The sequence below is a fragment of the Bradyrhizobium sp. USDA 4461 genome (assembly GCF_054055655.1).
Genome location: NZ_JBSRXM010000001.1, coordinates 4,123,796 through 4,146,332, shown reverse-complemented (window position 1 = coordinate 4,146,332; position 22,537 = coordinate 4,123,796). Strand labels below are relative to the sequence as shown.

At 58.3% G+C, this 22,537-nt stretch carries 13 protein-coding genes and 5 pseudogenes; 11 read left to right on the top strand and 7 right to left on the bottom strand.

Annotation, left to right across the window (positions count from 1 at the left end; translation table 11 throughout):
* Nucleotides 1–85 precede the first annotated feature (85 nt).
* Nucleotides 86–1,918 (bottom strand): hypothetical protein, encoded by a 1,833-nt coding sequence (locus tag ACVINW_RS19235; protein WP_456752738.1) that lies wholly within the window; start codon nucleotides 1,916–1,918, stop codon nucleotides 86–88.
* A gap of 362 nt (nucleotides 1,919–2,280) precedes the next feature.
* On the opposite strand from ACVINW_RS19235, the pseudogene ACVINW_RS19230 reads away from it, so the two are divergent.
* From ACVINW_RS19230 to ACVINW_RS19205, 6 genes and pseudogenes are all read left to right on the top strand, one after another.
* Nucleotides 2,281–2,400 (top strand): annotated as a pseudogene (locus tag ACVINW_RS19230) (DDE-type integrase/transposase/recombinase); the annotation flags it as partial.
* Nucleotides 2,401–2,506: 106 nt separating this feature from the next.
* The gene (locus tag ACVINW_RS19225) at nucleotides 2,507–2,797 is read left to right on the top strand and encodes a hypothetical protein (protein WP_456752737.1); all 291 of its coding nucleotides are present in this window, start codon (nucleotides 2,507–2,509) and stop codon (nucleotides 2,795–2,797) included.
* 1,101 nt (nucleotides 2,798–3,898) lie between these two features.
* Nucleotides 3,899–4,942 (top strand): aminotransferase-like domain-containing protein, encoded by a 1,044-nt coding sequence (locus tag ACVINW_RS19220; RefSeq protein ID WP_456756442.1) that lies wholly within the window; start codon nucleotides 3,899–3,901, stop codon nucleotides 4,940–4,942.
* A gap of 309 nt (nucleotides 4,943–5,251) precedes the next feature.
* Complete coding sequence (locus ACVINW_RS19215; RefSeq protein ID WP_456752736.1) at nucleotides 5,252–6,064, top strand: class I SAM-dependent methyltransferase; 813 nt, start codon at nucleotides 5,252–5,254, stop codon at nucleotides 6,062–6,064.
* 154 nt (nucleotides 6,065–6,218) lie between these two features.
* The gene (locus ACVINW_RS19210) at nucleotides 6,219–6,377 is read left to right on the top strand and encodes a hypothetical protein (RefSeq protein WP_456752735.1); all 159 of its coding nucleotides are present in this window, start codon (nucleotides 6,219–6,221) and stop codon (nucleotides 6,375–6,377) included.
* Nucleotides 6,378–6,482: 105 nt separating this feature from the next.
* Nucleotides 6,483–6,782, top strand: a complete 300-nt coding sequence (locus ACVINW_RS19205) for an ATP-binding protein (protein WP_456752734.1) — start codon at nucleotides 6,483–6,485, stop codon at nucleotides 6,780–6,782.
* Between the two features lie 385 nt (nucleotides 6,783–7,167).
* On the opposite strand, the gene ACVINW_RS19200 is transcribed toward ACVINW_RS19205, so the two are convergent.
* The 4 genes and pseudogenes from ACVINW_RS19200 to ACVINW_RS19185 form a co-directional block, all read right to left on the bottom strand.
* Complete coding sequence (locus ACVINW_RS19200) at nucleotides 7,168–8,259, bottom strand: aminotransferase-like domain-containing protein (RefSeq protein WP_456756441.1); 1,092 nt, start codon at nucleotides 8,257–8,259, stop codon at nucleotides 7,168–7,170.
* Nucleotides 8,260–8,380: 121 nt separating this feature from the next.
* Complete coding sequence (locus tag ACVINW_RS19195; protein WP_456752733.1) at nucleotides 8,381–9,661, bottom strand: extracellular solute-binding protein; 1,281 nt, start codon at nucleotides 9,659–9,661, stop codon at nucleotides 8,381–8,383.
* Nucleotides 9,642–10,682 carry a hypothetical protein gene (locus tag ACVINW_RS19190; protein WP_456752732.1) on the bottom strand — a complete coding sequence of 347 codons (1,041 nt, stop codon included), beginning with the start codon at nucleotides 10,680–10,682 and terminating at the stop codon, nucleotides 9,642–9,644. Before ACVINW_RS19190 ends, ACVINW_RS19195 begins: the two co-directional genes overlap by 20 nt.
* A gap of 483 nt (nucleotides 10,683–11,165) precedes the next feature.
* Nucleotides 11,166–12,055: pseudogene (locus ACVINW_RS19185) on the bottom strand (transposase); the annotation flags it as partial.
* A gap of 356 nt (nucleotides 12,056–12,411) precedes the next feature.
* On the opposite strand from ACVINW_RS19185, the gene ACVINW_RS19180 reads away from it, so the two are divergent.
* A complete protein-coding gene (locus ACVINW_RS19180; protein WP_456752731.1) occupies nucleotides 12,412–14,307 on the top strand; it encodes a hypothetical protein in 1,896 nt (631 codons plus the stop codon).
* Between the two features lie 468 nt (nucleotides 14,308–14,775).
* Nucleotides 14,776–15,561: a class I SAM-dependent methyltransferase gene (locus tag ACVINW_RS19175; RefSeq protein WP_456752730.1), complete on the top strand. Its 786-nt coding sequence runs from the start codon at nucleotides 14,776–14,778 to the stop codon at nucleotides 15,559–15,561.
* Between the two features lie 416 nt (nucleotides 15,562–15,977).
* On the opposite strand, the gene ACVINW_RS19170 is transcribed toward ACVINW_RS19175, so the two are convergent.
* Nucleotides 15,978–17,132, bottom strand: coding sequence for a DegT/DnrJ/EryC1/StrS family aminotransferase (locus ACVINW_RS19170; protein ID WP_456752729.1), 1,155 nt, complete (start codon nucleotides 17,130–17,132; stop codon nucleotides 15,978–15,980).
* A 27-nt stretch (nucleotides 17,133–17,159) separates the two neighbouring features.
* Nucleotides 17,160–18,104, bottom strand: a complete 945-nt coding sequence (locus tag ACVINW_RS19165; protein ID WP_456752728.1) for a dTDP-glucose 4,6-dehydratase — start codon at nucleotides 18,102–18,104, stop codon at nucleotides 17,160–17,162.
* A gap of 1,046 nt (nucleotides 18,105–19,150) precedes the next feature.
* On the opposite strand from ACVINW_RS19165, the pseudogene ACVINW_RS19160 reads away from it, so the two are divergent.
* The 3 pseudogenes from ACVINW_RS19160 to ACVINW_RS19150 form a co-directional block, all read left to right on the top strand.
* Nucleotides 19,151–20,166 (top strand): annotated as a pseudogene (locus ACVINW_RS19160) (IS110 family transposase).
* Between the two features lie 622 nt (nucleotides 20,167–20,788).
* Nucleotides 20,789–21,337 (top strand): annotated as a pseudogene (locus tag ACVINW_RS19155) (glycosyltransferase family 2 protein); the annotation flags it as partial.
* A 414-nt stretch (nucleotides 21,338–21,751) separates the two neighbouring features.
* A pseudogene (locus tag ACVINW_RS19150) lies at nucleotides 21,752–22,011 on the top strand (transposase); the annotation flags it as partial.
* Between the last annotated feature and the right edge of the window lie 526 nt (nucleotides 22,012–22,537).

Genomic DNA, 22,537 nt, shown 5'->3' with positions numbered 1-22,537 from the left:
CCGCCGATCTCGATCATGAGCTTGGGCCGAATGTGGGTTTCTTCGGAGATTCGAGTTCCAACGCCACCCGCGAGGATCACAGCTTTCACGATTGGCTCCCTCTCCGGCTGGCCGGCCGTTGTCGCCTGGCTTCACGGCAGGATTGCTCCGCCAGCGCGGCGGGGCGCACGGGCTTGAGCAAAACCTGCCTCTCAGGCCGGATGGTCGTTGATGCGCTCATCCGCAAGTAAGGGTTTTGCGGACGACTACGATCCCCCTTGTAATAGACCGGGGTTTCGAACGTAGTGGCGACTACGTAATCCGCCTGCCGCTCGGCTCCAAAGGAGGCCATGACACTGGCTTCGTCAAGATGACGCGGGCCCTCTGGCTCGATCAGTACCCACGCTTTGGCCAGGTCGGCGCAGTGCTCAAGTCCGAGCGCTTCCACTGCGACTGCGTTACTGCCAAGGTATCCTCCGATCAGCCATGGTAGACCGAGCGCTCGCGTCTCGAGCGCATACAGCAGCGCCGGCGAGAGGCCAGAGAGGTCAACTACCGCCGTGCCGGCTTCAAGGCCGACCGCACGAGCCTGGGCCCTGGCTGTGGCCAAATAGTCGTGGAATGGTTGCGAGAGCACCAATTTTCCACCCCCCGGTAGGGACATGACAGCATCATAAGCGCGAAGATCTTTTGGCTGAAGGATCGGCTCGAGGATGCCAGCATTGACCACTGATGCGGTGAGCAGCTGTGCCAACACCGTTAGGGGCAATAGGGTGGCGACGCTGCGTCGCTGCTGCGCAAGAGGGCTCAGGAAGGCAACGACTGCGAGCATCCAGAACAAGGCGGCATAAGAACCGACGAGCCAGTAATTGACATTGGAGCCCAATGCGGACAGGTGCGGCAGAACCAAAAAGGTTGACGCTAGAGCTATGCTGGTGGGCGTCTGGGTGCGCAGAACCAATCCCCCACGATAGAACGTCGCGCCAAAACATGTTAAAGCCGGCACCAGGAACAGGGTTGAGTACTTGATGCTGATCAGATCGGTCCCCAGCAGCGCAATCGCTATTGTCACGATCAACACTGCAGCGAGAGCCAGGGATGGGAGCAGCTTGTGCATAGCCCCCCTGAGGATGCTGAGCAAAAGGGCTGACGCCATTGACACAGCGATAGCGAGTTGCGAGCGACTGGTGGCGAGCCAGTCGATCCGAAACATGAGAGATACCTCGTGCCCGGCATCCAGCAGGCCTACCACCTCAGCGCTGCTGACCATACGGGTCACCAGCGCGGTGATGCCGCCGCCGATCAAGTAGGCAGTAACGATCAGTAGAGCAAGAGCGACCAGCGCCGCGCCAAGCATGGGCAGCAGCGACTTTCGGCGCAAAACGACGACATAGAGCATAACGAGGAGGGCAATGGCCGCAGCCGTGGTCGGCCTGGCCATGAAGCAGCACCACCCGCCAACGCCGACAAGGATCGCCCCCAAGACCTGGCGGATGCGCCCTGGCCGATCGACTAGCAATAAGCCGATCATCACCATCACGACAGATTGAATGTTCAGCGTGTAGTAGCCGGGGGTGAGCGGCTGCCAAACGTGAAAAGCGACCAATCCGAGGCTTGCGGTCCCTGCCGATAGCACCGCAGCATGCTGCCAGCCCACTGTCCAGAGCCGCCGGATCACTAGGAAGGCGAGAATCCAGCCTAGCGCCATGGTGAGCGTGATGTTCGCCATGCGAAGCACTGCGATGTCACCGCCCGCCCACTGATATGGCCAGTGATAGACGAAGCCGAAAAGGGTCGGCGGGACATTGATTGCATAGGCGAATGGGTTCGCGATGGAGTTAAGGTAGAAACCCTCGGTGATGAGATTGAGACCGTAACTGCTGTAGTATAGGAGCCAGGCGAAAAGGGTCGCTGTGGTTACGGCGGACAGGGTCAGCAAAGTCCGATCCAGCAAAACTGACAACGTCCTTCGGTTGGTAAAGTGATGATTGTCTCTTGGCATAGACCCCTTCCTGCCAGCTTAAGACGAGGTCCATTCTAATGGATATCAGCCTTGAGGAGCCTGTAGCTGACCTATGCTCCGCAATCTCCTGCAAGAATTGGTAGAGTGCATCACTTGGTTGGACTGAGACCATTCTTTCCGGCTCTTGTAGCGAGACCGAACTTTGCATTACTCGAAACTAGAGTTCTACGACCCTAAACACGTTGGCGGGCTGGTGGCGCCATCGTGATTCAGCAGCATGATGGGCCGCTCATTGCCAATCGCACTATGCGGCCGATCTTCGTTGCACAGGGTTTTCGTGTCTCGCGGTGATCATCGATTGGGCGAGCCGTGCGGTGCTGGCCTGGCGCCTGTCGAACACGATGGACACGTCGTTCTGCGTGTCTGTGCTCGAACAGGCGTTGGCGCGCTTCGGCCGGCCCGAGATCTTAATACTGACAGGGCAGCAAGTTCACCAGCGCCGCCTTCACTGGCACGCTGGCCGCCAGCGGCGTCAGGATCTCGATCGACAGCCGCGAGCGCTGGATGGACGACCTGTACATCGAGCGGCTGTGGCGCTCGCTCAAATACGAGGACATCTATCTCAAGGCCTATTCGGATGGCCGCGAGACCAAATCCGGACTCGCCCGATGGATCGACTTTTGCCTAGCGCCCTCACCAGGCGCCGGAAAACCGCATGCCGATCGCGGGCCGGCATCACCGGCATTCGGCGAACAAGCTGTGAATATGAAGCTTCTCGCAAGCGAGACGCTTGGACAACACCGCGCGTTGCCCGCATCTCCACAGCCACAGCCACAGCAAGCAAGAGGAGCGTAATGTCATTGGGAAGAAGGAACGGCGGCGGCTCAACTTAAGAAATCGGTGGTCCTCAGTATAGGGTCCACTTCAGATGCTCATCGAATAATTGGTTGTGAAGCAGCACAGACGGCCTTGATCAACGGAGTTCGACCAGCCGTCATCTCGCGACCTGGACATCCATCACAAATCGGCGGGGACAACGGTAATCAACTGACCTCGGCCGGTGGTGCGCCGATGCCCTCACTGAGCAGTGGGATGATCCCGTTTAAGCGAGCTAACGAACGGCACCCTGTGATTATCCGCTTTCGCCACAACTCCAGCGTCCGGTCCGGCTACATTAATGACGTTGCGCGCCGGTCAACTACCAATGCTAGTAATTGACCTGAATGACAGAAGCGTGTCACCTATCGGCTGACGAACGTCAGGCTAGTCAAAGTCCATCTGCAAGAGTTCGGGATACAATATCAACCACAGTCGGCCTTCACCCACGGCCCTGATCGCCTGGAGCCCGTCGCTTGCAGAAATGCTACGCGCTCAGATCTGCTCCAATGGCGAGGTTTCCTCTATGGACGCACATGACCCACGCTCCACCCCACTCACGAAGCGTGCAGGCTTCAACGATCTCTGCGCATCCGGCCTGTCGACTGCCCGCCGTCTCGGCTACTGCGATGCCAGCGACGTTTGGTGAAGCCAGCTCATCAACGTGGTCGACGGCATCATGGACTTCGACTGAGCTATTTAAACTTGCAGGGACTTTCGCGGACCAGCCATGGGGTTCGCCTTTGTTGCATAACATACAGTTGCTGGCTTGGTTCTCCTCGTGCGACCGCTTGCGCCGCCCTCGATTTAAACCCGCAGCGCTCTCGGCGTTTGTTATTCTTGCGTTCTTCCACACAGGATCAGGCACGATGCTATCGCCGGAGCAAGTGATGTATTGCGATCACGGTGTTGCAGTCATCTCCCCAGGGAAATGCTTGCTTCACACCATGTGATCGCCTTCCCGACGCAAGAGCAGGAGCAGTTTTATTGAGCGCGCAAGATGGCACAATAGATCTGACACGAGCAATACCTCCCTGCACGACGGCACTGACGCGCGCGCTAAAGAAGGCGTTTCTTGAGATGGGAAGCCGGAACGACGTTGGACTCATTCTCCGCCACAACCGACCGGGAGGAAATGATCGGGACCGAGCCGCTGCTGCTCGGTGGATATCGCGCCGTTTGGGTTCAACTCCGGAGACTGATCGTATCTTGGTGACAAACGGCACTCAGAGCGCCATCGCGTTGCTCTTGCCAATGCTCGTACGCGACGGGACCACCCTTGGTGTTGAGGCGCTTACATATCCGGTGCTACGAAATCTCGCCGACCGAGCGCGCGTGAGAGTCGTCCCGATCGAGATCGATGATGAGGGACTGCAGCCCGACGTCCTTGCAAATCTGGCCGTCCAGAATCGGATTTCCGCGATTTTTGTAAACCCGACGGTTCACAATCCCACCACCGCGGTGATGTCCGAGAAGCGGAGGCGAGACATTGTCGACATAGCGCGTCGACACGGCATTGCCATTATCGAGGATGATGTTCTTGGTCGAATGCATGGACGATCACCGCGACCATTTGCGGCAATCGCGCCGGAATCGACGTGGTATCTTGCCGCGACTGCAAAGAGCCTCGCCCTCGGACTACGAATAACTCTTCTTCTTTGCCCAACCGATGAAGCCGCTAGTCAGTTGTATCGGCCGGTCGCCAGTATGTCCTCGTGGTTTCCGTCCGCTCTGTCGGCTGAACTGTTAACGAAATGGATTAGCGACGGCTCCGGCGCGGAGATCGAAGAGGCGATCGTTGATGAAGCGAATATCCGCTCTGAAATTGTTGCCCAGGCTCTAAATGACGCACCTTATCGCTACCAGCATGGTGGACTTCACTTGTGGATACCATTTCCCAGCGCCGAGTCAGCAATGACGTTTCAAGCGCGCGCGCTAGAACGGAACGTGCTCATTCGAAATTTCGGGATGTTCCTAGCAGCTCCCGAGGAACCGCATGTCGGTCCATGGGGCGTGCGAGTCGCAATTACGGCCCCGCCTGCCAGATCTGACCTCGCCGATGCGTTGACCATCCTCGGCCAGCTTTTTATCAATCAAAGTTCTCATGCAATTGCTCAACGGTGATCGTCACGGGAGGCGAATGTGAGCGTTGCAATGGCGGCAAATCTGCGACCTTGGATCGTGTTTCGTTCTTGTGCTTTCCATCGCTCAACAGCCATCGCTTCGTAAGCCGCCTTGCCGATAGGATCGCTCGCAGTTCGTCTTTCGGTTGCTCGTGCCGGCCATACATCGCTAACGTTTTCAACTGAGGTTCTCTCGGTGCCGCGGGGCACATCGCACCCAGTGGATTTGGTTATGCGCTCACATCTGTGGTCGGAAGAGCCACCCGCAAGCGGGCTAGCGTAACTCTGTAAGCTGAATGAAGGAGGCAACATGAATGAGCAGGTAACCTGGCGGCTCTACGATGGCTCCGCAGTTGGCTACGATGAGTATAGGCCCCACTATCCAGAGGGCGTCTTTGACATCCTGTCACGCTATCATGCCGCCCCCGCGGCCCTCCGGTCAGCTGCAGACATTGGCGCGGGAACCGGCATTTTCAGTCGACAACTAATGGAGTCGATGCCGAGTATTGAGACGCTGACCTGCGTTGAGGCAAATTCGGATATGGTGGCGGTCGCCAAGGAGCGCTCGTCGATGTTTCGGGGGCTCAACGTGCTGGTCGGGTTTGCTGAGAGCCTTCCGCTGGCGGCCTGTTCATGTGATCTCGTTACAGCAGCAACGTCAGCCAATTGGTTCGATAGGCCGCGGTTCTACGACGAGGCCGCACGGGTGCTGAAACCTTCCGGTACGTTGTTGCTGCTGCAGAATAAGCACCGGTACTGGGAGAGCACACTCCTGGATGATTTCGCCAGTTTTCAAGAATGCCACATCCCCGGATATCGTCGGGGTCTCTACTCGGACTTCTCGGGTGGCTATGGGAAAGCTGACTTTGAGGGGGAACTTCGTTTGCGTCCTGATCTGTTCGCGGTCGAGCGCCACAGGCTACAATGGTGCCAAACCATTACGGCAAATCAGTTTCGCGGCTACTGTTACTCCATGGGACACATAAAAAAAGCGATCAATCAGTCTGGTGCCACGGCAATCGCGAAGGGAATCGACGCGCTTCTGGAGCGGCATCAGAATGCGTCAGGCGATGTCGTCGTCAACTGGCTCACCGATGTCGTTTTAAGTAGAGCCAAGCCTTAAGGGCGTACTCATTAGAAGATCAAATGTGTTCACTCATCCGCCCCTTGATCAGTTCCACGAGTTCGGCCTGCACGGCAAAAGACTTCGTCGACATTGAGCCGCCAGCCTCAGCCATGCTGAATGGCTCGCACCGCTGCTCGAGCGGGACGAATCCTTGCGCGATAAACGCCTTATCGTGCGCCTGCGTTACGCCAAACTGCGCCAGCAGGCCTGTGTCGAGGATGTCGGCTACCGCACGGCGCGCGGCCTCGATCGCACGCTGTTCGCCAGGCTCGCGGAGGCCATTGGAACGACGAGCATGTCAGTCTCTTGATCTGCCGTCCGGCTGTGTCGGCATAGCTGGCTGGCCCGCAACGCTCGGCAACAGGGCCTGACGTGGCAAGCTCCGTGCTTTATCAACACATTCAGCGCATATTCGATGACCTCGCGCTCGCACGCGGCCACGGCCGCCATGAACGGCTGTTGCGCGCACTGCGTCGATCCTTTGATCCTCGACGATAGGGAGTTCGAGCCGCTCGCCGCCGGCGCCAGTCACGACCTCCTGGAACTCCTCGATGATCGCTACAGCCGCCGTTCCACCATCGTCACCGGCGAGCTGCGCATGGGACCAATGGCATCGCCTATTGGCGGTCCCACCTATGCCGACGCCGCGTTGGATCGTTTCATTCAAAACGCCTGGGCCTCGGATCTCGCCGGCGAGAACCTGCGGGGAACTTGATCGCAGCAAAGCTGTTACGCCTCGGATTCGTGACGCTGTGAGCATGACGCTGCGCTTTGACAACGCTACCGCGTTGCCAACAAGGCCACGGCAACAGCAGCAGAAAACGGGGGGCCGGCCGCAATCCCAATTGACCGTGCGGTTGCTCAAGGCCAGAAAACAACCGCCGGAAACGCCTCCATCGCCGGGCCAGATCATCTCGGAATCCGCGGACAAGCACCTGCGAAGCGCAAGTCCACGGATCGCTGCTGTCGACGTCGAACGTACTGTGTACCGAGTTCATCGTCCACGGGTGGCATGGCGGCGGTCGGACTGCGCCGTTCGAAGAGGTAAGTACTCGGGCCACTCGCGGTTTTTTGTACAACACGTGCCAAGAGCCTACTTTTTAACGCGGCCTCTTGGACGAATTGAGCGTCCTGGCGATCAACTTCAGTCCCTTGTAAACCAGGTCGAGCGAGGCCGGGCTGCTCAACGACAGGCGAAGAGCGTTCGCTCCAGCGAACCGCTCTTCGACAGCGAACTGAGCCGATCCGCGTACCAAGACGCCTTCGGATGCGAGGTGGGGGATGATCTGCTCTTCGCTTGCGCTGGCCGGGAGCCGTAGCCATAGGTGCATCGACCCCGGTGGGCAAGATATCTGGAAGTCGTCGAGAATATCGCACGCGAGTTCCTGCCGACGTCGGCATTCGTGCCTGATCTCGGCGAGGATGGTGCCTGCCATACCGCTCTCGATCATTTCCGTGACCAGGGCTACCGACAGGGGAGATGGAAGCCAATGCGAAAGCCGGCTGACCTCCCCCAGTTCGGCCGGAGCGTCGATGCCTTTGGGAATGACGCAAAAGGCTGCCCGGATTCCCTGCGCCAAGCATTTGGTCATTCCCATTGTGTACCAGCTGACTTCGGGGGCAAGAGATGCAATCGGCGGCGGAGCATCGGCATGGAGCAGCCCCAATGGATCATCTTCAAAGATCTTAACCCCGTGTCTCCGGGCGATCGCTGCGATCGCCATACGGCGCTCGGCCGGCAGGGTCGATGTTGTGGGATTGTGGAAGGTCGGATTGCAGTAGAGCGCGGCCGGGCCCGCTTCTCGGCAGAGACGGTCAAATTCACCTGGGATAATGCCATCATCATCAATTGGAACGCCGCAGACCTTGATCCCTGCGGCTCGCGCGAGGTTGGGCAAGACCCCATAGCTCAGTTGCTCGGCGAGAATGACGCTGCCTATAGGGGCATGCAACCTGAGGAAGAGAAGAAGCGCACTCTGTGTCCCGTTCGTTAAGATAATGCGTCCTCCGTTTCCAAGTGCCGGGTACCGAGGCGCCAGCCACTTCCTTGCCGCAGCAATGTCACGGCTCGATCCGATCGGCGTCGCGGCTCGCAATAGGCCAGCTAGGTCGGGCCTACTGCCGATGCCGCGAAGCGATACTCCCAGCGCAGAATCGAATGAGGGAGCGATGGGCGGGAGCGACCGCGTCATGTCGACGGTCAAAGAAGCATTCTGCATATTTATGCCAGGGAAGGACTGGGACACTTGTCGTGGCGATAGTGTCTCGATCGGAAGGAACGAGTTTAAGCGGGCGACGCTTCCTGCACCATGATCATCCCGCGCCAGGAACAAAACGCTTCACAATCTTCACAATGTCATTCATTGCCTCTCCCGGCGTCTTTTGCTGCATGATCACCTGACGGAGGCTCTCCGTGACCTCGTTGCTAATGCGTCCGGCCTCCTTGCCGGGAAAGGTGAACCACGGAGCCGCATAGGAGACCGAGGCGAGGCCGGCTTTGTAGATGGGTCGACCAGCGTACCAATCCCCCAGCATTCCGCCCGCCTTCAGTGCAATTTTGTTCGGCGGAACGTAACCTGTACTCCTGCCGACGATTGTTTGGCCCTCGGGCGCCGCGCAATATCGCATGAATTGCCAACATGCCGACTGCCGCAACGAATCCTTCGAATGAAGGACGGCCGCAACACCCGCCGCAGGAATCCGACCGCGAGGATGCGACAAAGGTAGCGGGACGGTCATCACCTTAAACTTGCCTGCAACGGCGGAGTCGATCGCCGCTGCGCTGCTGCTGGAATCGAGAATCATTCCGAGCTGCCCCCCGTTGAACAGCATGCGAGCTTGATCCCGGCTCACGTCATAGCGCGCCTGGCCGATCCGGCCGAACTCTGCGAGAATCTCAAGTGACCTCCTGCCTTCATCCCCCGTAAAGGCGATCGCGCCGCTATCATCCAGCATTCTGCCACCGGCGGCTTCAATTAGGGCAACCCACGTCCAGTTGCTATCTGCCTGGTATTGGAAGTATCCGCCCTGCACGCCCGGTCCAAGCGCCTCGATTTTCCGAGCCAACTCCATGAGGCCGTTCCAGTCCGTGGGCATAGCATTCTCCGCAAGGCCTGCCTGTTCGGCGAGCGTGGCATTGACGAAAAAAACCGGGAAGGATAGGCCCACCGCCAATCCATAGGCATCCGGGCCGATGCGACAGATGTCCACGACCGGACCAGAAATGCCGAGTTCTGCAAGCCCACTATCGGCGACCAGCTCATTGATCGGTTGGATAATTCCCTGACTTTTGAGTGTGGCCAGATAGGAAAACCCCTGGAAGGACACATCCGGCAGGTCGTTGATCACGGCTTGTCGGAGCGTTGATTGCAGTTGCGCGCTCTGGTCCCGGTTTGTCTCGCGGATCGTCGCCTTCATCGGGGGGTGGGTGTGGTCATAGCCGATTACGAGCTGGTCGAACATCGGCCTGAAGATCGATGGCGTAACGCTGACCTGAACGGCTCGACTATCAAGCGCGAGAGAAGCACGCCCGGATAGTGATACGATCGGGATCGCGCATGCAGCTTTAAGGAACTCACGGCGTTTGGGGAGCATTGGCTGACGCCCTTCGGATTGCGTTATGTGGAGCGAGTTCCGGAAATTGTTCGAACAGGTCCTGCACCTGATCGATGAGATCGCAAATATGCTGCGCAGTTTGGCGCGCCGTCTTGCCCCCAACAAAGAAGAAGTGGCCTCCTGATACGCGCCGCCGAAGACGCGTAGGCAGGCCGTCGATGACCTGGATGAACCTATGCCATCGATCTTGCGAGAGTCGGCTAATTGCATCGGCGCGATGCATGCGCGAAGTGATCGCTTGGATGGTGATGCTTCCCCATAACGCTGCGTCACTCATGGCATGACGGGCGTCGTTCTTGCTCTCCGGAGCTATGCAGGCACAGATCGGATATCGTGACCACTCGAACGTCGCCATAGCCTGGACCGCATCGCCGAAATCGGTCGGATGGCTTGTATCGGGTTCGCCACGCAATGCAATTGGAGTGCCCTGCAAGTAATGCTCATAGTAATCCTGGGAGCACAGCGGCGCGCGCCCTTGCTCGACCAATTGTTCATTCAGATGGTGTAACCAGCGTTCTTTCCTCATGAGCCCATCGAGGCCGTACGTATCGCCCGGCTTCCAAAGGCCGTCCCCCGTTTGGTGCTCATTCTCACGAGGTGTCTCGATCAACCCTGGCAGTGGGGGTGTTGCAGCAAGCGAGATGAAACAGTGCGGAGGTATGTTCCGCCGGACCATTGCATCGCAGATGCGATTGACGCTGCGTCCGGCAACACTCCATCCGGCGATCACGATGCGCCGCCGGCGAACCCCAACGAGGTTCTCGACGATCTCCGCCCAATCGTCGGCCACAGTCTGCAGCGAGATCGCTGCATAATTGTGATCCCGTCGTTCGGCATGAGATAGGGCGATCAGGCCAAGCCTTCGCCGCTGCAGCCAAAAATCGAGAAAACACGTCTCGTCGGCTCCCTCGTGGCCATAACTGATTCTGCCGCGATGCCCGCCTCCCGGAACGAATACCACCACATCTTCGTCGCAAGGGCGGCAGCGCGAATAAACCAAGTATGTCGAATCCCGCATTACGACCTCACGTTCCATCCCTGGAGTGAAGTCCGGCACCTCAGAATTATAAAACACACTCATTGATACGAATGATTTCGCTTCTCGCTCATGCGACCACCGTCCAAGGCGCTATCGTTCAGAAAAAACAATCACGTGACGAATATCTAATAATGCGATGGAACAAATTATTTTTGCGATTAGTTCTGTAACGAAGGCGGGCTGTCTCTTCGTTCGACCGATCGACCTCTGCGCAGGGCGAACTAATCGTCTCTCGCGGCGTAGCAGACGTCGAGAAGGCCCTTCGGCGCATCGAAGGCAACTTCACCGTCGGACTTACCGCCGAAGGTGAGATGCCCTCTTCGGAAAGACCGCGGAAATCGCTGCCCCAGTTGTCCATTTCGGATATAGCCGAAAAACGCCTTGGCGAAGTTCGGCAACCTGGCCAACAGCGCGGCAGCCGCACCAGCTTGTCAGCGAGGGTAAGGCCCACCCGACCCGATCGCGGCCACGGGAGCGGATGTTCTCGAGCCCGCGGCCGTCCTGATCCAGATGAATGCGTCCTCGATGCGCTTTGGGATGCGCTGGCTGATGGCATCGCAGTGCCCGGCCATCGCGGGGCGCCTGCGCAACATGCGACGTCACATTCATCGAGCGCAGCTCGTTGACGAAGCCTTCTGCATCATCGGTCTTGTCGACACCAAGCGTGCTCGCTGTTGGTCGGCACCAGGCTCGATATGTGCAGCGCGGCCACGCGTTCGGCATGTCTCGTTCGCCAGCGCCAGGCAGGCAACAGTCCGTGGCGCGTCTCCATCAGGCCATGCCCGATGAAGAACGGCTGCGGCTCGCCTTACCCTTGCGGTACAGCCTGGCGTCCGCATCGGAGGTCGAAACATGGGTGTCGTTGGAGCGCTTCTCGCCATAGAAGTCCGCTTCGGCACACCCGCCGCCTTGCGCTGGCGGCTCGCCGGAGCTCTTCATCGAGGCCGAGGCCTCGATAAGCGTGCAGTGATCGCTCGACAGAAGCCCCTTCACCCTGGGCTGCGCCAGCACCGCCGCCAGGAATTTGGCCGCGCTGTCGTCTTGCAGCTGGTCGCGGTTCTTTCAGAACCCGAATAGTCCCAGGCTGCGTCGTCGACGCCGGTTCCGGCGAACCAGCGGATTAGCAAGTCGTATTCCACCCGCCAGAAGCCGCTTCGAACGGATCGAATAAAACGCCTGCAACAGCATCGCCCGCAGCAGCTTATCCGGCGGGATCGACGGCCGCCCGATCGGCGAATAGAGCTAGCAAACTCGCGCTCCAGCGCCGACAGCGCCTTATACACAATCGTCCGCGTCGCGCGCAGCGGATGGTCAAACCGCACCCGCGTCTCCAGGTCGACTTAAGCCGAACAGCTCGCCCGTTGTCGCCGCCGCGCACGCACCATCTCCGAATCCCGCCGGAGCCGATGAATCACGTCTTCGGCCCACGCGAGCGCCTTTTTCAACAGCCTGCTCGGAGTCCGGCGAAGAAATCAGCCGAATCGAGCCGGCAAGATGGCCTCGCGTCACAATCTACGAGACATTGGTTAGGCGGTTGTCGAGGTACAGGTCCCTCCTCCCTGCCGAGGGAATTCGGCGCCGAACTCTACCAATTCTTGGAGGAGATTGCAGGACGCAGGCTAGTTAGAAGCTCCTCGGTGTTGATATCGGTCGTAATGGGTGACCTCTACAAGGCTAGCAGGAAGGGACTATGCCGCCCGCCAACCACTTTGCCAACGGATGGACGTTGTCAGTCCTCCTGGATCGGGCTTTGCTGACACTGTCCGCCGCAACTACAGCGATCCTTTTCGCCTGGCTGCTATACTATAGCGGTTACGGTCTCCGTCTCGGTACCGAAGGATTCTACCTCAACTCCATCGCGAACCCATTCGCGTACGCAATCAATTTTGGGGCGTCCCTTTTCGGCTTCGTCTATCATTGGCCATATCAGTGGGCGGGGCGCGACATCGCAGTGCTTCGCATGGCGAACGTTATCCTCACCATGGCGCTGGGCTGGATTCTCAGCTTCCTCGTGATCCGGCGTCTTTGGACAGTGCGCTGGCCACATGTGGCGGTGCTCTCGGCAGGGATCGCCAGCCTGGCATTAGTGGCCTTTAACCCCTTGATGAAACTCACCCCTAACTACGACACACTGACCTTTCACTCGCTCTTGATGGTGATGATCGGATTGTTGCTATCCGATCAACCAGGGCGCATCCGCCAGGTCTTGGGGTGGATCCTGGTCGGCGTTGGCGGCTGGTGCTGCTTCATGGCCAAGCCGACCAGCGCTGCGGCGATGGCCCTCCTCGTTATGCTCCACGTCGTCGTTTTGCGCCGAAAGTCGCTGCTGCCCATGCTTGGCGCGGCGCTGATCGCTCTCGCCCTGCTGATCGCTACCGCCTATTTGATCGACGGCGGCATCACCGGGCTGGTGACCCGTATGGCCAACAGCGCTGATTTGGAAATCCTGCTGGGCTCCCGGCATGAGGTGTCTTTCATGTTTCGGATCGACCCGCTCGCCGTCAGTCGCGGGCAACTCGCGATCGCCGTGCTAATGGCGACAGCCTTTCTGCTCAGCATTCTCGTGGGGTCTACGCGCAAGTTGCTCCGTTCGCTCGCTCTCGCTTCGGTGTTGATCGTAACAGTAGCGGTTGCGCTGCTGGGGACGCAGCCAATCAGCATCGAGCTCTCGACCCTGTTCCTGATGCCGGCCTTCACATGCCTTGTCGCGATGTTCTATCGTGGGGGATTGGTTCTGCGCACCCAAACTCCCACCAGCGTCGCGCTGGCACTAACCTTTTTGGTCCTGCCGCACGTGTCCGCGCTGGGCTCCAATCTCAACTACTGGTTCGCCGGTGCGAAGACCGCCTTGTTCTGGATGCTCGCTGTCGTTGCCTTCCTGAGTCCTCTTGCGCAACAGGAACGCAGCGTCGCTACCCTACTGCCGCTGACGGCGTTGGCACAGTTGCTCACTGCATTAGTGATCAATGCTGCGATTCTCAAGCCGTGGGGTCAGGTGAAAGATCTGCGCACTTATACCGCCGTGACGCCGATGCCCGGTGGTGGAAAATTGGTGCTCTCGCAACCGCTCCACGACTATCTGGCCACAGCTAGAGCCCAGGCTCGCGCTGCCGGCCTTGAAATCGGCACCCCCGTGGTCGATCTCTCCGGCCGCTCGCCGGGCCTGCTGTTTGTGCTCGAAACGCGAGCGCTCGGTTTACCTTGGCTGATCGGGCCATGGGGCAGTAACAGTAGCCCAGCGCACTTCGGTCAAACATGGCCGCTTGTGCCATCTCCCGGAAGTAACGCGGCCGCGATGGAAGCGCTTGGACTTGAGAGCTGCGCCGATCTAGCCAAAGCGTGGGTACTGATCGAGCCGGAGGGTCCGCATCGTCTTGACCAAGCTAGTGTCATGGCCTCCTTTGGAGCCCGCGAAGCGGACTACGTCGCTGCCACCGCGTTCGAGACCGCGATCACCGACTCTGATGATCCGGACGCTTACAGGCAATTTTTACTCAAGCCTGTGCGCTCCGGCGGGCTGGCGGAGCAATCCTGCCATGAAGCCAGGCGACAACGGCCGGATAGCCCGAAATGGAGTCGACGGTGAAAGCCGTGATCCTCGCGAGTGCCCCTGGCAACCCGACGCAACTCATCGGTGGTTCGTCGAACGGTGGCGCTTGTTTGCATCCATCTTGTTCTAACTACCCTGCCGCGGAGCGAATCGGGGATGTAGGGGCTGGTACAGGTGCTAATCTTCGGCTGCCTGCGGCAAACCGACTTCAAGAACGTAACTGCCGCCAGGATGCAGCGCGCTGGTATGCGAAAGGGGCCTTGGGGATATGCGTTTCGGCAAGGTCAAATCACTCGGTTCGCCGAGCGGTCCAGTCGACGTTGTGATTGCGACGTTATCGAACACGGACCAGCTCGCGGTAGTGGAGATCTATTGAATTTTGCGGCCCGGCGGGATCGTCCCGTTCGCCGTCCACAGCGATGCACCATAAAGGACGGGACACCGGTCAAAGCTGCATCAGCGCGACGATTATCGTTCGACCGCCGTGCTAGCTAAAGCCACAGAGTGAGCTGGATTGTCAAATTGACAGAACACACGAACAGCCAAAAGGCTCATTTCGAATCTATTCACGACGCCTACGAGGCTCATTACTACGACAAGACTTCGATGGCCTACCGGCATCGGTTCATTTACGCGCCGCTGTTTGCTGGCGTTGAACTGAATGGAGCGTCAGTCGCCGACCTGGCCTGCGGCAGCGGTCACAACTCTCTCGCACTTCGTAGGTACTTTTCATCTATAAGAACAACCGGCTATGACATATCGGAATCGGCCTGTCGCGACTATCAGACCAACGTGGGCAGCGCCGCACACCAGCTCGATTTGACACGCCAGCTGAATGCGGTTGAAACGCATGACGCTGCGATTATCATCGGAGGTCTTCAATATTGCATTGTCGATCTTAAGACAACCATTCGCAACATTGCCCGCATGCTACGTCCCGGTGGACGGTTGTTAATGATGGAGCCGAACGATGAGTTCTTCCTCAGCTCTGTTCGTCGCCTCTGGTATCGAAAAGACCGCTGGTTTGAAGGGGGCTCTGAAGCTGCCTTAAAGCACGACGAGATCGCCAGCCTGGCGGCGCCCTACTTCGTGACGAAACGCGCTATCTATGTGGGAGGGCCGGCTTTCTTTCTTATTTTCAATAGCCTGATCACGCGCGTGCCCTTGCGAGCGAAGCCATATCTTGCTCCCCTTTTGTTTCCCTTCGAAGAGTTGTACAATTTCCTTCCAGGGCGCTCGGCCTACGCTATATTTCTAGCGGAATGGCAGCGGACGCAGGAAATGCCCTGACCGGGCGCAGGCGTACGTCGAACGAACACATCCGAGGGCATCGATCAGCCGCACCTTGCATTCGGCCTGCGTATTCCGCAGGTTTTCAGGGTCCAACCGATTTATCTCCTGGCGGTCGACGCACGGCACATTGTGGGAGGCGGTGAAGCGAAACTCGTTCCGCGTGTCGAACGATGCCGCGTCGTCCGGTCACCATGATCACTTCCAACCGGCCCGTCGCCGTGTCCGATTTAAGCGTATGGTCAAGCGTAGACAAAAGCCGATCTCTTTAAATTGATTTGGACCTCGCCCATCTCTTGCGCCGGAAATAAAGTGGGCTCAAAACAACTGAGTAGGCATCGCGGATCGAACTTGGGAAACACTGTCATCGAGCGGAGCGTTTTCCTCACAGACTCAAATTTTCCCGGCTAGGGTCTTTAATCGCCGGCAAGCGGATAGACAACCTGCCTGACAGTTGCGATGACGTAGTCCTGCTCCGCTTGGGATATGTCGGGAAAAAGCGGTAAGCTCAAGGTCTCATCGCCCCATTTCTTCGCGACCGGCCACTGGTTGGCCAAACCGCTCAGGCGGTGCCGGTAAAAACTCATTTCAGGCACACTACGGTAGTTTACCGTCACGCCGACGCCGGCATCATTCAATCGAGCGATGGCAACATCACGCGCGCCGTTCCCCACGCCAACAACAAACAGATGTTCCGCACTAACGCCCGTGCCGATCTGTTCTACCAGGCGCAATGGTCCGTCTTCGAAGGCAGAGCGGTAGCGGTTGGCCAAGCGCGTTCGTTCAAGCAGGCGCTGATCAATCGCGGCAATCTGCCGCGGTAGTAACGCAGCGAGAAGATCCGGGAGGTTGGCCTTGGTGCCAAGGCGGTTCATATTCCAATGATTATACCGCCCCTCTCGAAAACGATCGATCGCAATTGCTGACATTCCGTGCGACCGCGATTCCAGTGTACGCTGATGGAGTGTATCCGAGTTGAAAATCGCCGCTCCGCCTTCTCCGCAGGTTATGTTTTTGGTGGCGTAGAAGGAAAAGATCGCGGCATCGGAATAGCGTCCTGGTCTATACCCGTCCCGAGCGCCTTCAAAACAATGTGCACAATCTTCAATGATGATTGGCTCGGACCCGGCCAAGCATGCCCGATTCACGGCATCACGAATGCCGCGCACGTCACACATCTGACCGTACAGATGGACAGGCATCACGGCGCGCGTTCGCGCCGTAAGGGCCTTCTCTACAGACTCCGGCGTCATCAGCAATGTTCCGGGATCAACATCCACAAACACCGGTGTGCCTCCAGCCAACACTATGACGTTGGCAGTGGCGATGAAAGTCATGGCCGGTACGATGACTTCGTCGCCAGGCTGAAGCTCCATCGCAAGCAGCACAGCGAAGGCACCGTTGGTCCAGCTGTTCATCAGAACAGCGTGGGGCACTCCAAAATACGATTCGATTTGCCGCTCGACAGATGCGCAGACTTGACCTGTCGTGAGAAAGGGCGTGTCGAGCACTGCCGCCACCGCAGCAGCATCAATTTTGCTCAAAGGATGGCGGTAAAACTGGACGTTCATACCATATGATCCTGACAAGACAGGCACTCAAACAAATCTCGAGGTGTCCAGCTTCGCGACGATCTCGATGATTTCCTCATCGAATTTCTTCAGTTGCGACCAACCAAGCGCGCGCAGTTTCGAGTCATCAAGACTATACCTGATATCCTGCCCCGATCGATCAGAGGCTGCGACAAAGGCGGAGCGTTCCTCTATACTGAGAATCTGCGCAATTCGGCGAAGAACCTGAATGTTGCTCCGCTCTTCCGTACTGCCGATATTGTATGTCTGATTTCTCCTGCCTTTTTCGATCACCGTTGAAATGCCGCGAACGGCATCATCCACGTGCAACCAAGAGCGAATGTAGCTCCCGTCACCATGCATGATAGCGGGCAAGCCGCGCTTCATCCGCCAAGCACTCTTTGGGATGAGCTTTTCCGGGTATTGATGTGTTCCATAATTATTGGTTGGACGTACAATGTTCCAACTTACGCCGTAAGTACGCCCCCAGCTTTTTACAAGCATATCGGCGGCCGCCTTTGTCGCAGCATACGGATTGGACGGCACAAGTGGATCTGCTTCGGTATGGGAGCCATCTCTAATGTCCCCATAAACCTCGTCAGTGCTGATTTGAACGAATGTCGGCCGTTCGCGCTCGTGCTTGCGACGGATCAGCTCGAGGCAATTTTGAACGCCGAGAAAATTCGTTTCGCAGAATTTTCGCGCATTCGTAATCGCGTTATCGACATGACTTTCAGCAGCAAAATTTACAAAAATATCGCATTCCGGAAGAAAATCTAACGTACAGATATTCGCCTCGTAGAATTGGTAATTGCTGTTCCGGTAGAATTCAGCGTTCACCAAACGATCGGCCGCATAGCTGATCCGATCTATATTCCTGACGAAATGCCCTTCATCCAGGCATTGGCGCACAAAATGCTTGCCAATAAAACCAAGTCCACCCGTTACGACGACAATTTCCGCTCTGTTCATCGAACCGCTAGCGCTTCCACCGAAAATTACTCATGTTAAAGAAGGGACGCAGTAGAAAGGCGAGATAAGCGGGTACCGAACTTTCGGTACTACTTTAGTTGCCGGTAATGCCGTGCGAATTGCTCAAAGACCCTCGGCCGATCTAGCCGCGACTATCGCATGCGGTGGTGCTCCCAAAACCGCAGTGTATCGAAGAGCCGCGAATTTCTTTGGCCTTGGTCTCTCCCCTTGGCATCTGGCTTCTTCTCCGGAGGTCCGAGATCCTGTCGTGCCGCTCATCTTCATCTCCTTCAACTTGGCCTAGGGAGAACGGGCAAGGGCCGTGCCAGCGCTCCTCGCGCGCATTAGGCGCTTGATTGCACTTTGAAAAAACTCCAGGCGCCAACCGACGCACGGTGTTTTGAATCTCACAGGTTTGGTGTGCCGCTGTCAGAATCCTGACCAGCGCTGAGGGGGCCTCGCGCGTCCGGACGTCGCCCATGGGCTGAATCAACAATTTAAAGCTCTGGCCCAACAAGGACCGGCGCATGAAGCGCAGTCGCGTTTCGAGAAGCAGATCATCGTGCTTCCAAAAGGGGCGCGAGGCTGGCGCTTCGGTCACCGATCTGGGCCGCAAGCACGGTCGTCAATGCCGCCAGTATCTACAAGCAGAAAATCGAGTTTGGCTCGATCGAGGACTCGGAGCGGAGCGCCTGAAGAGGTTGGAGGACGAAAACGCGGCTGAGGCGGCCCTTCTGAGTGCGACCGCGTTACGCCTTTTTGTGACTGGCTACGCAGCCGTCCGGCTCGTCAACATCCTGTTGCTGGACATATTGACTGCTCTCGCCATATCGCTCTCGCCGGGCAACCGTTGTCCTCCCCGATTGAGTTGATGCTCCTCCATGATTGCCAGCAGGTCGTGTGCGTGGGCGATCTCGCGCAGCTCGGCAGGACCATGAGGGCCGCCCGCAATCGACCTGCGCAGGAGTTGTGGCTGCGCAGATCAAGTGGCCTGCGCGATGAATGACGCGCACACTGCCACGCCCCAGCGACGCGGGATGCGTGCGATGGAATTTTTCTGTGGCCTGGATGGTCGGCATGGACGAGACGGGCGCTCTGCGTGGTGGACGCCACCGGCAAGGTGATGTTGGAGACGGCGGTGGTGACTGACCCCGACGCGATCAAGGCGGCGCTGATGCCGTATCTCAGCCGGCTGCGAGGGGGCGGTCACGAGGCGGGCTCGCTGTCGCCCTGGCCGCATCCGGGGCTGCTCGGGCTCGGCCTGCCGGCGACGTATCTGGAAACCCTCCATGTCCGTGCCGCGCTGAAGGCGCAACGCAACAAGACCGACCGGGCCGGACGCCCTCGGCATCGCACACATCATGCGCACCGGCTGGTTCCGGCGGGCGCATATCAAGAGCGCGGCCTATTACCGGCTGCGGCTGCTGTTGACCCACCGGCGCAACTGAAGCGCAAGTTTCTAGATCTTAGCATCTGGATGAACCGGGGCGGGCGCGGCGGTTTTGCGCAGGCGGTGCGCGAAGCGGTTGTGGGCGATGCGCTGGTCGGTGAGCTGATCGACGCCATGCTGAACGCACGCGCCGTGCTGTGGAAAGGCGTTTGGCCGGCTGCACGATCTGGTGGTCTGCCTGGTCGCCGGCCACGAGTTGTACGGCGCTCCATGCAGATTCCTGGTGTCGTTCCGGTCGCGACGGTCAGCTTCATGACCGCGGTCGATGATCCCCTGCCACTTCCACCGCTCGCGCCATGTGGCGACGTATTTTGGTCTGACGCCGCGGCGCTGGCACTCCGGCACGTCAATCGACGTGCGACGAGCGGTCTTTGAGGCGGCCCAACGCGTTGCCGACCCGATTCAAGCGCAAGGACAAGGCCAAGACCTGGGCATGGCATCGCCAAACGCTCGAGCCCCCGCGAGGTGGCGGTGGCACGCAAGCTTGCAGTGATCATGCATGCGACGTTGGTCGATGGCACGCCCTATGGCGGTGATCCGGCGGCATCCCGGGCGGACGCCAGCGCACGTGCCGCCGCCAGCGAGCGCAGGCTGCCCGGCACCCATGCATGACCAGAACACGAGTGTGACGTATCCAATGACACGAGGAGCGCAACAGTTTGAACACGGAGCTCCGCGACAGCGGTATGGACCTGATGCAGATCAACGGCGACGGAACGCACGCTTCTTGCCTGTGGCCACGCCCGTAACGTGCAAGCTAGACCACGCCGGAGTGCCTGTGATGTGGCTCCGTCATGCCGATGGAAAATTGCGCCGCGATGGCCTCCCCGCTGCCTTGCTGGACGTTACGCCGTCGATGAGCGCCGAAAGAGTGCACGGCGCACGGGGACTCGCGGCCGTAGTGGCGCATCTCGTTCAGGCGTGGCGCAGCGGGCTTGTCGCAAATGGAACGGAAGCGAGAATGCGTGAGATCAAGCCAACGAGACAACCGATTAAGGGTGCAAAACTCTAACCAAAATTGGTCCATTTTGCTGGCCTCAGATTGCCGAGGTGATGGGTTCTACCAATTCTCGGAGGAGATAGCGGGGCTCAGATCAGTTAGAAGCTCCTTAAGGCTGATATCCATTGGAATGGGCCTCCTCTACGAGGCTGGAAGGGTCTGCGCCAATGGTGGACAGCACCGCGATCCACGCTGGCCTTCCTGCCATAAGCGGCCCATGGGAAGGGGATATCTATGGATAGAAATGTCAATTCGGCTAAGAGCCGGCTAGGGAAAAGGAGGCCGAAGTCCCTCTCCGTTTTGGTACCCTGTTACAACGAAGAGAATGGTATTGCTGAGCTCATTAGAAGATGTCGGCAGAGCGCTTCTGATGTGGCCAGCGATGGCTATGAAATTGTGCTTGTGGATGACGGTTCTGCCGATGGAACGTGGCAGGCAATCTCAGCAGAGACCGAGCGCGGGCGGAATATTGTCGGCATCAGGCTGTCGCGGAATTTCGGGCAAGAAGTTGCGGTAACGGCAGGCCTATCAGCGGCAAGTGGCGAGTTGGTTCTCGTTATCGACGCGGACCTGCAGGACCCTCCAGAATTGCTTTCATCCATGGTGGAGGTCATGCAGCGCGAAGGCGCGGACGTCGTATATGGCCAGAGGAAGACACGCGCTGGCGAAAGCTGGTTTAAGACGACGTCAGCAAGCATCTTCCATCGCCTACTCAAAAAAGCCAGCAGCCTTTCGATTCCCGTCGACGCCGGCAACTTCAAGTTAATGACGAGCCGGGTCGCTAAACTCATAGCGCAGATGCCCGAGCGGGACAGGTTCATACCAGGGCTGGTGGCCTCCGTTGGCTTCAAGCAGGTACCGTTCTTGTATGACAGGGATCGGAGATTTTCCGGCGAAACGAAGTATCCAGTATCAAAATTGGTTCGTCTTGCGATCGATGCCTTCCTCAGCTATTCGCCGATCTTGTTGCGCCTATCATCGGCGAGCGCGGCCCTGCTGGTCGTAGCGATCGTCGCGGCCTCCGTCTACTCACTGTACTGTTGGCTCTACCTTGAAGTGGTTCCCGGCTGGACCAGCTTGATGATTTCGCTTTTGATCGTGTCGTTCTTCCAATTTGCCTCGCTGAGTATTATCAGCGAATACATTGGTCGCATATATCTCAGCACGAAGAACAGGCCGCTTTTTATCGTTGACCAGATCAAACGCAGCGGCTCAGTTCACGGAAGAGCTGATGATCGCGACGAGGCTGGGGCGAAGACGGCTGACCTGGCTCGCAAGCACGGCATCTCCGAAGCGACAATCTTCAATGCGAAGGCCAAATTCGGCGGCATGGACGTGCGCTGAAGGCCCTGGAAGGGGAGAACGCGAAGCTTAAGAAGCTTCTGGCCGAGCAGACGCTCGCTGCGCCAGCGCTTCCGGGCTCCTTCAAAACAATGGTAGGCCCACGTCAAGGACGTGCTGAACGCCAGCGCCATCAACGTCCGGAAGAAGAAGCCGCCGAAGAAGGAAGTGGCGGAAATCCGCAAAGGCGAGCCAGAAAACCCTACGGTAAGCGGCTCTCGCTTGAGTCTGGCTCCTTAACTAGGCGCGATCCGGAGCACTTTGAACAACAAGATGCCGGCCAACCCTTTGGCGTAGTCCTTCGCAGGGTCCAAGGTTCGCGTTCGGGCGACTAGGAAGTCGTCGCCGTCAAAGTTGATGCCGTGGCTACCGCCAGATTGCATCAACCGTACCGGGAACGTGCCATCGTCGTCTCGCGGAAACACGACGATAACGAGATCGCTTCTTCCCGGCATCCTGCCCTCCCTTGCGAAGCCAACCGCAGAACGTTAGCGTAAACGCATACTATCCTTGCGGGAAGTAGGCAGTGCCATGGCATATTACGTCAAGGTCATCCCACCGAGCGGTCGCGCTCGAATTCACGAAGGCAGCTGCAAGTTTTGCCGTGACGGCCAAGGGATGGAGAACCAGGACAAAGGTACT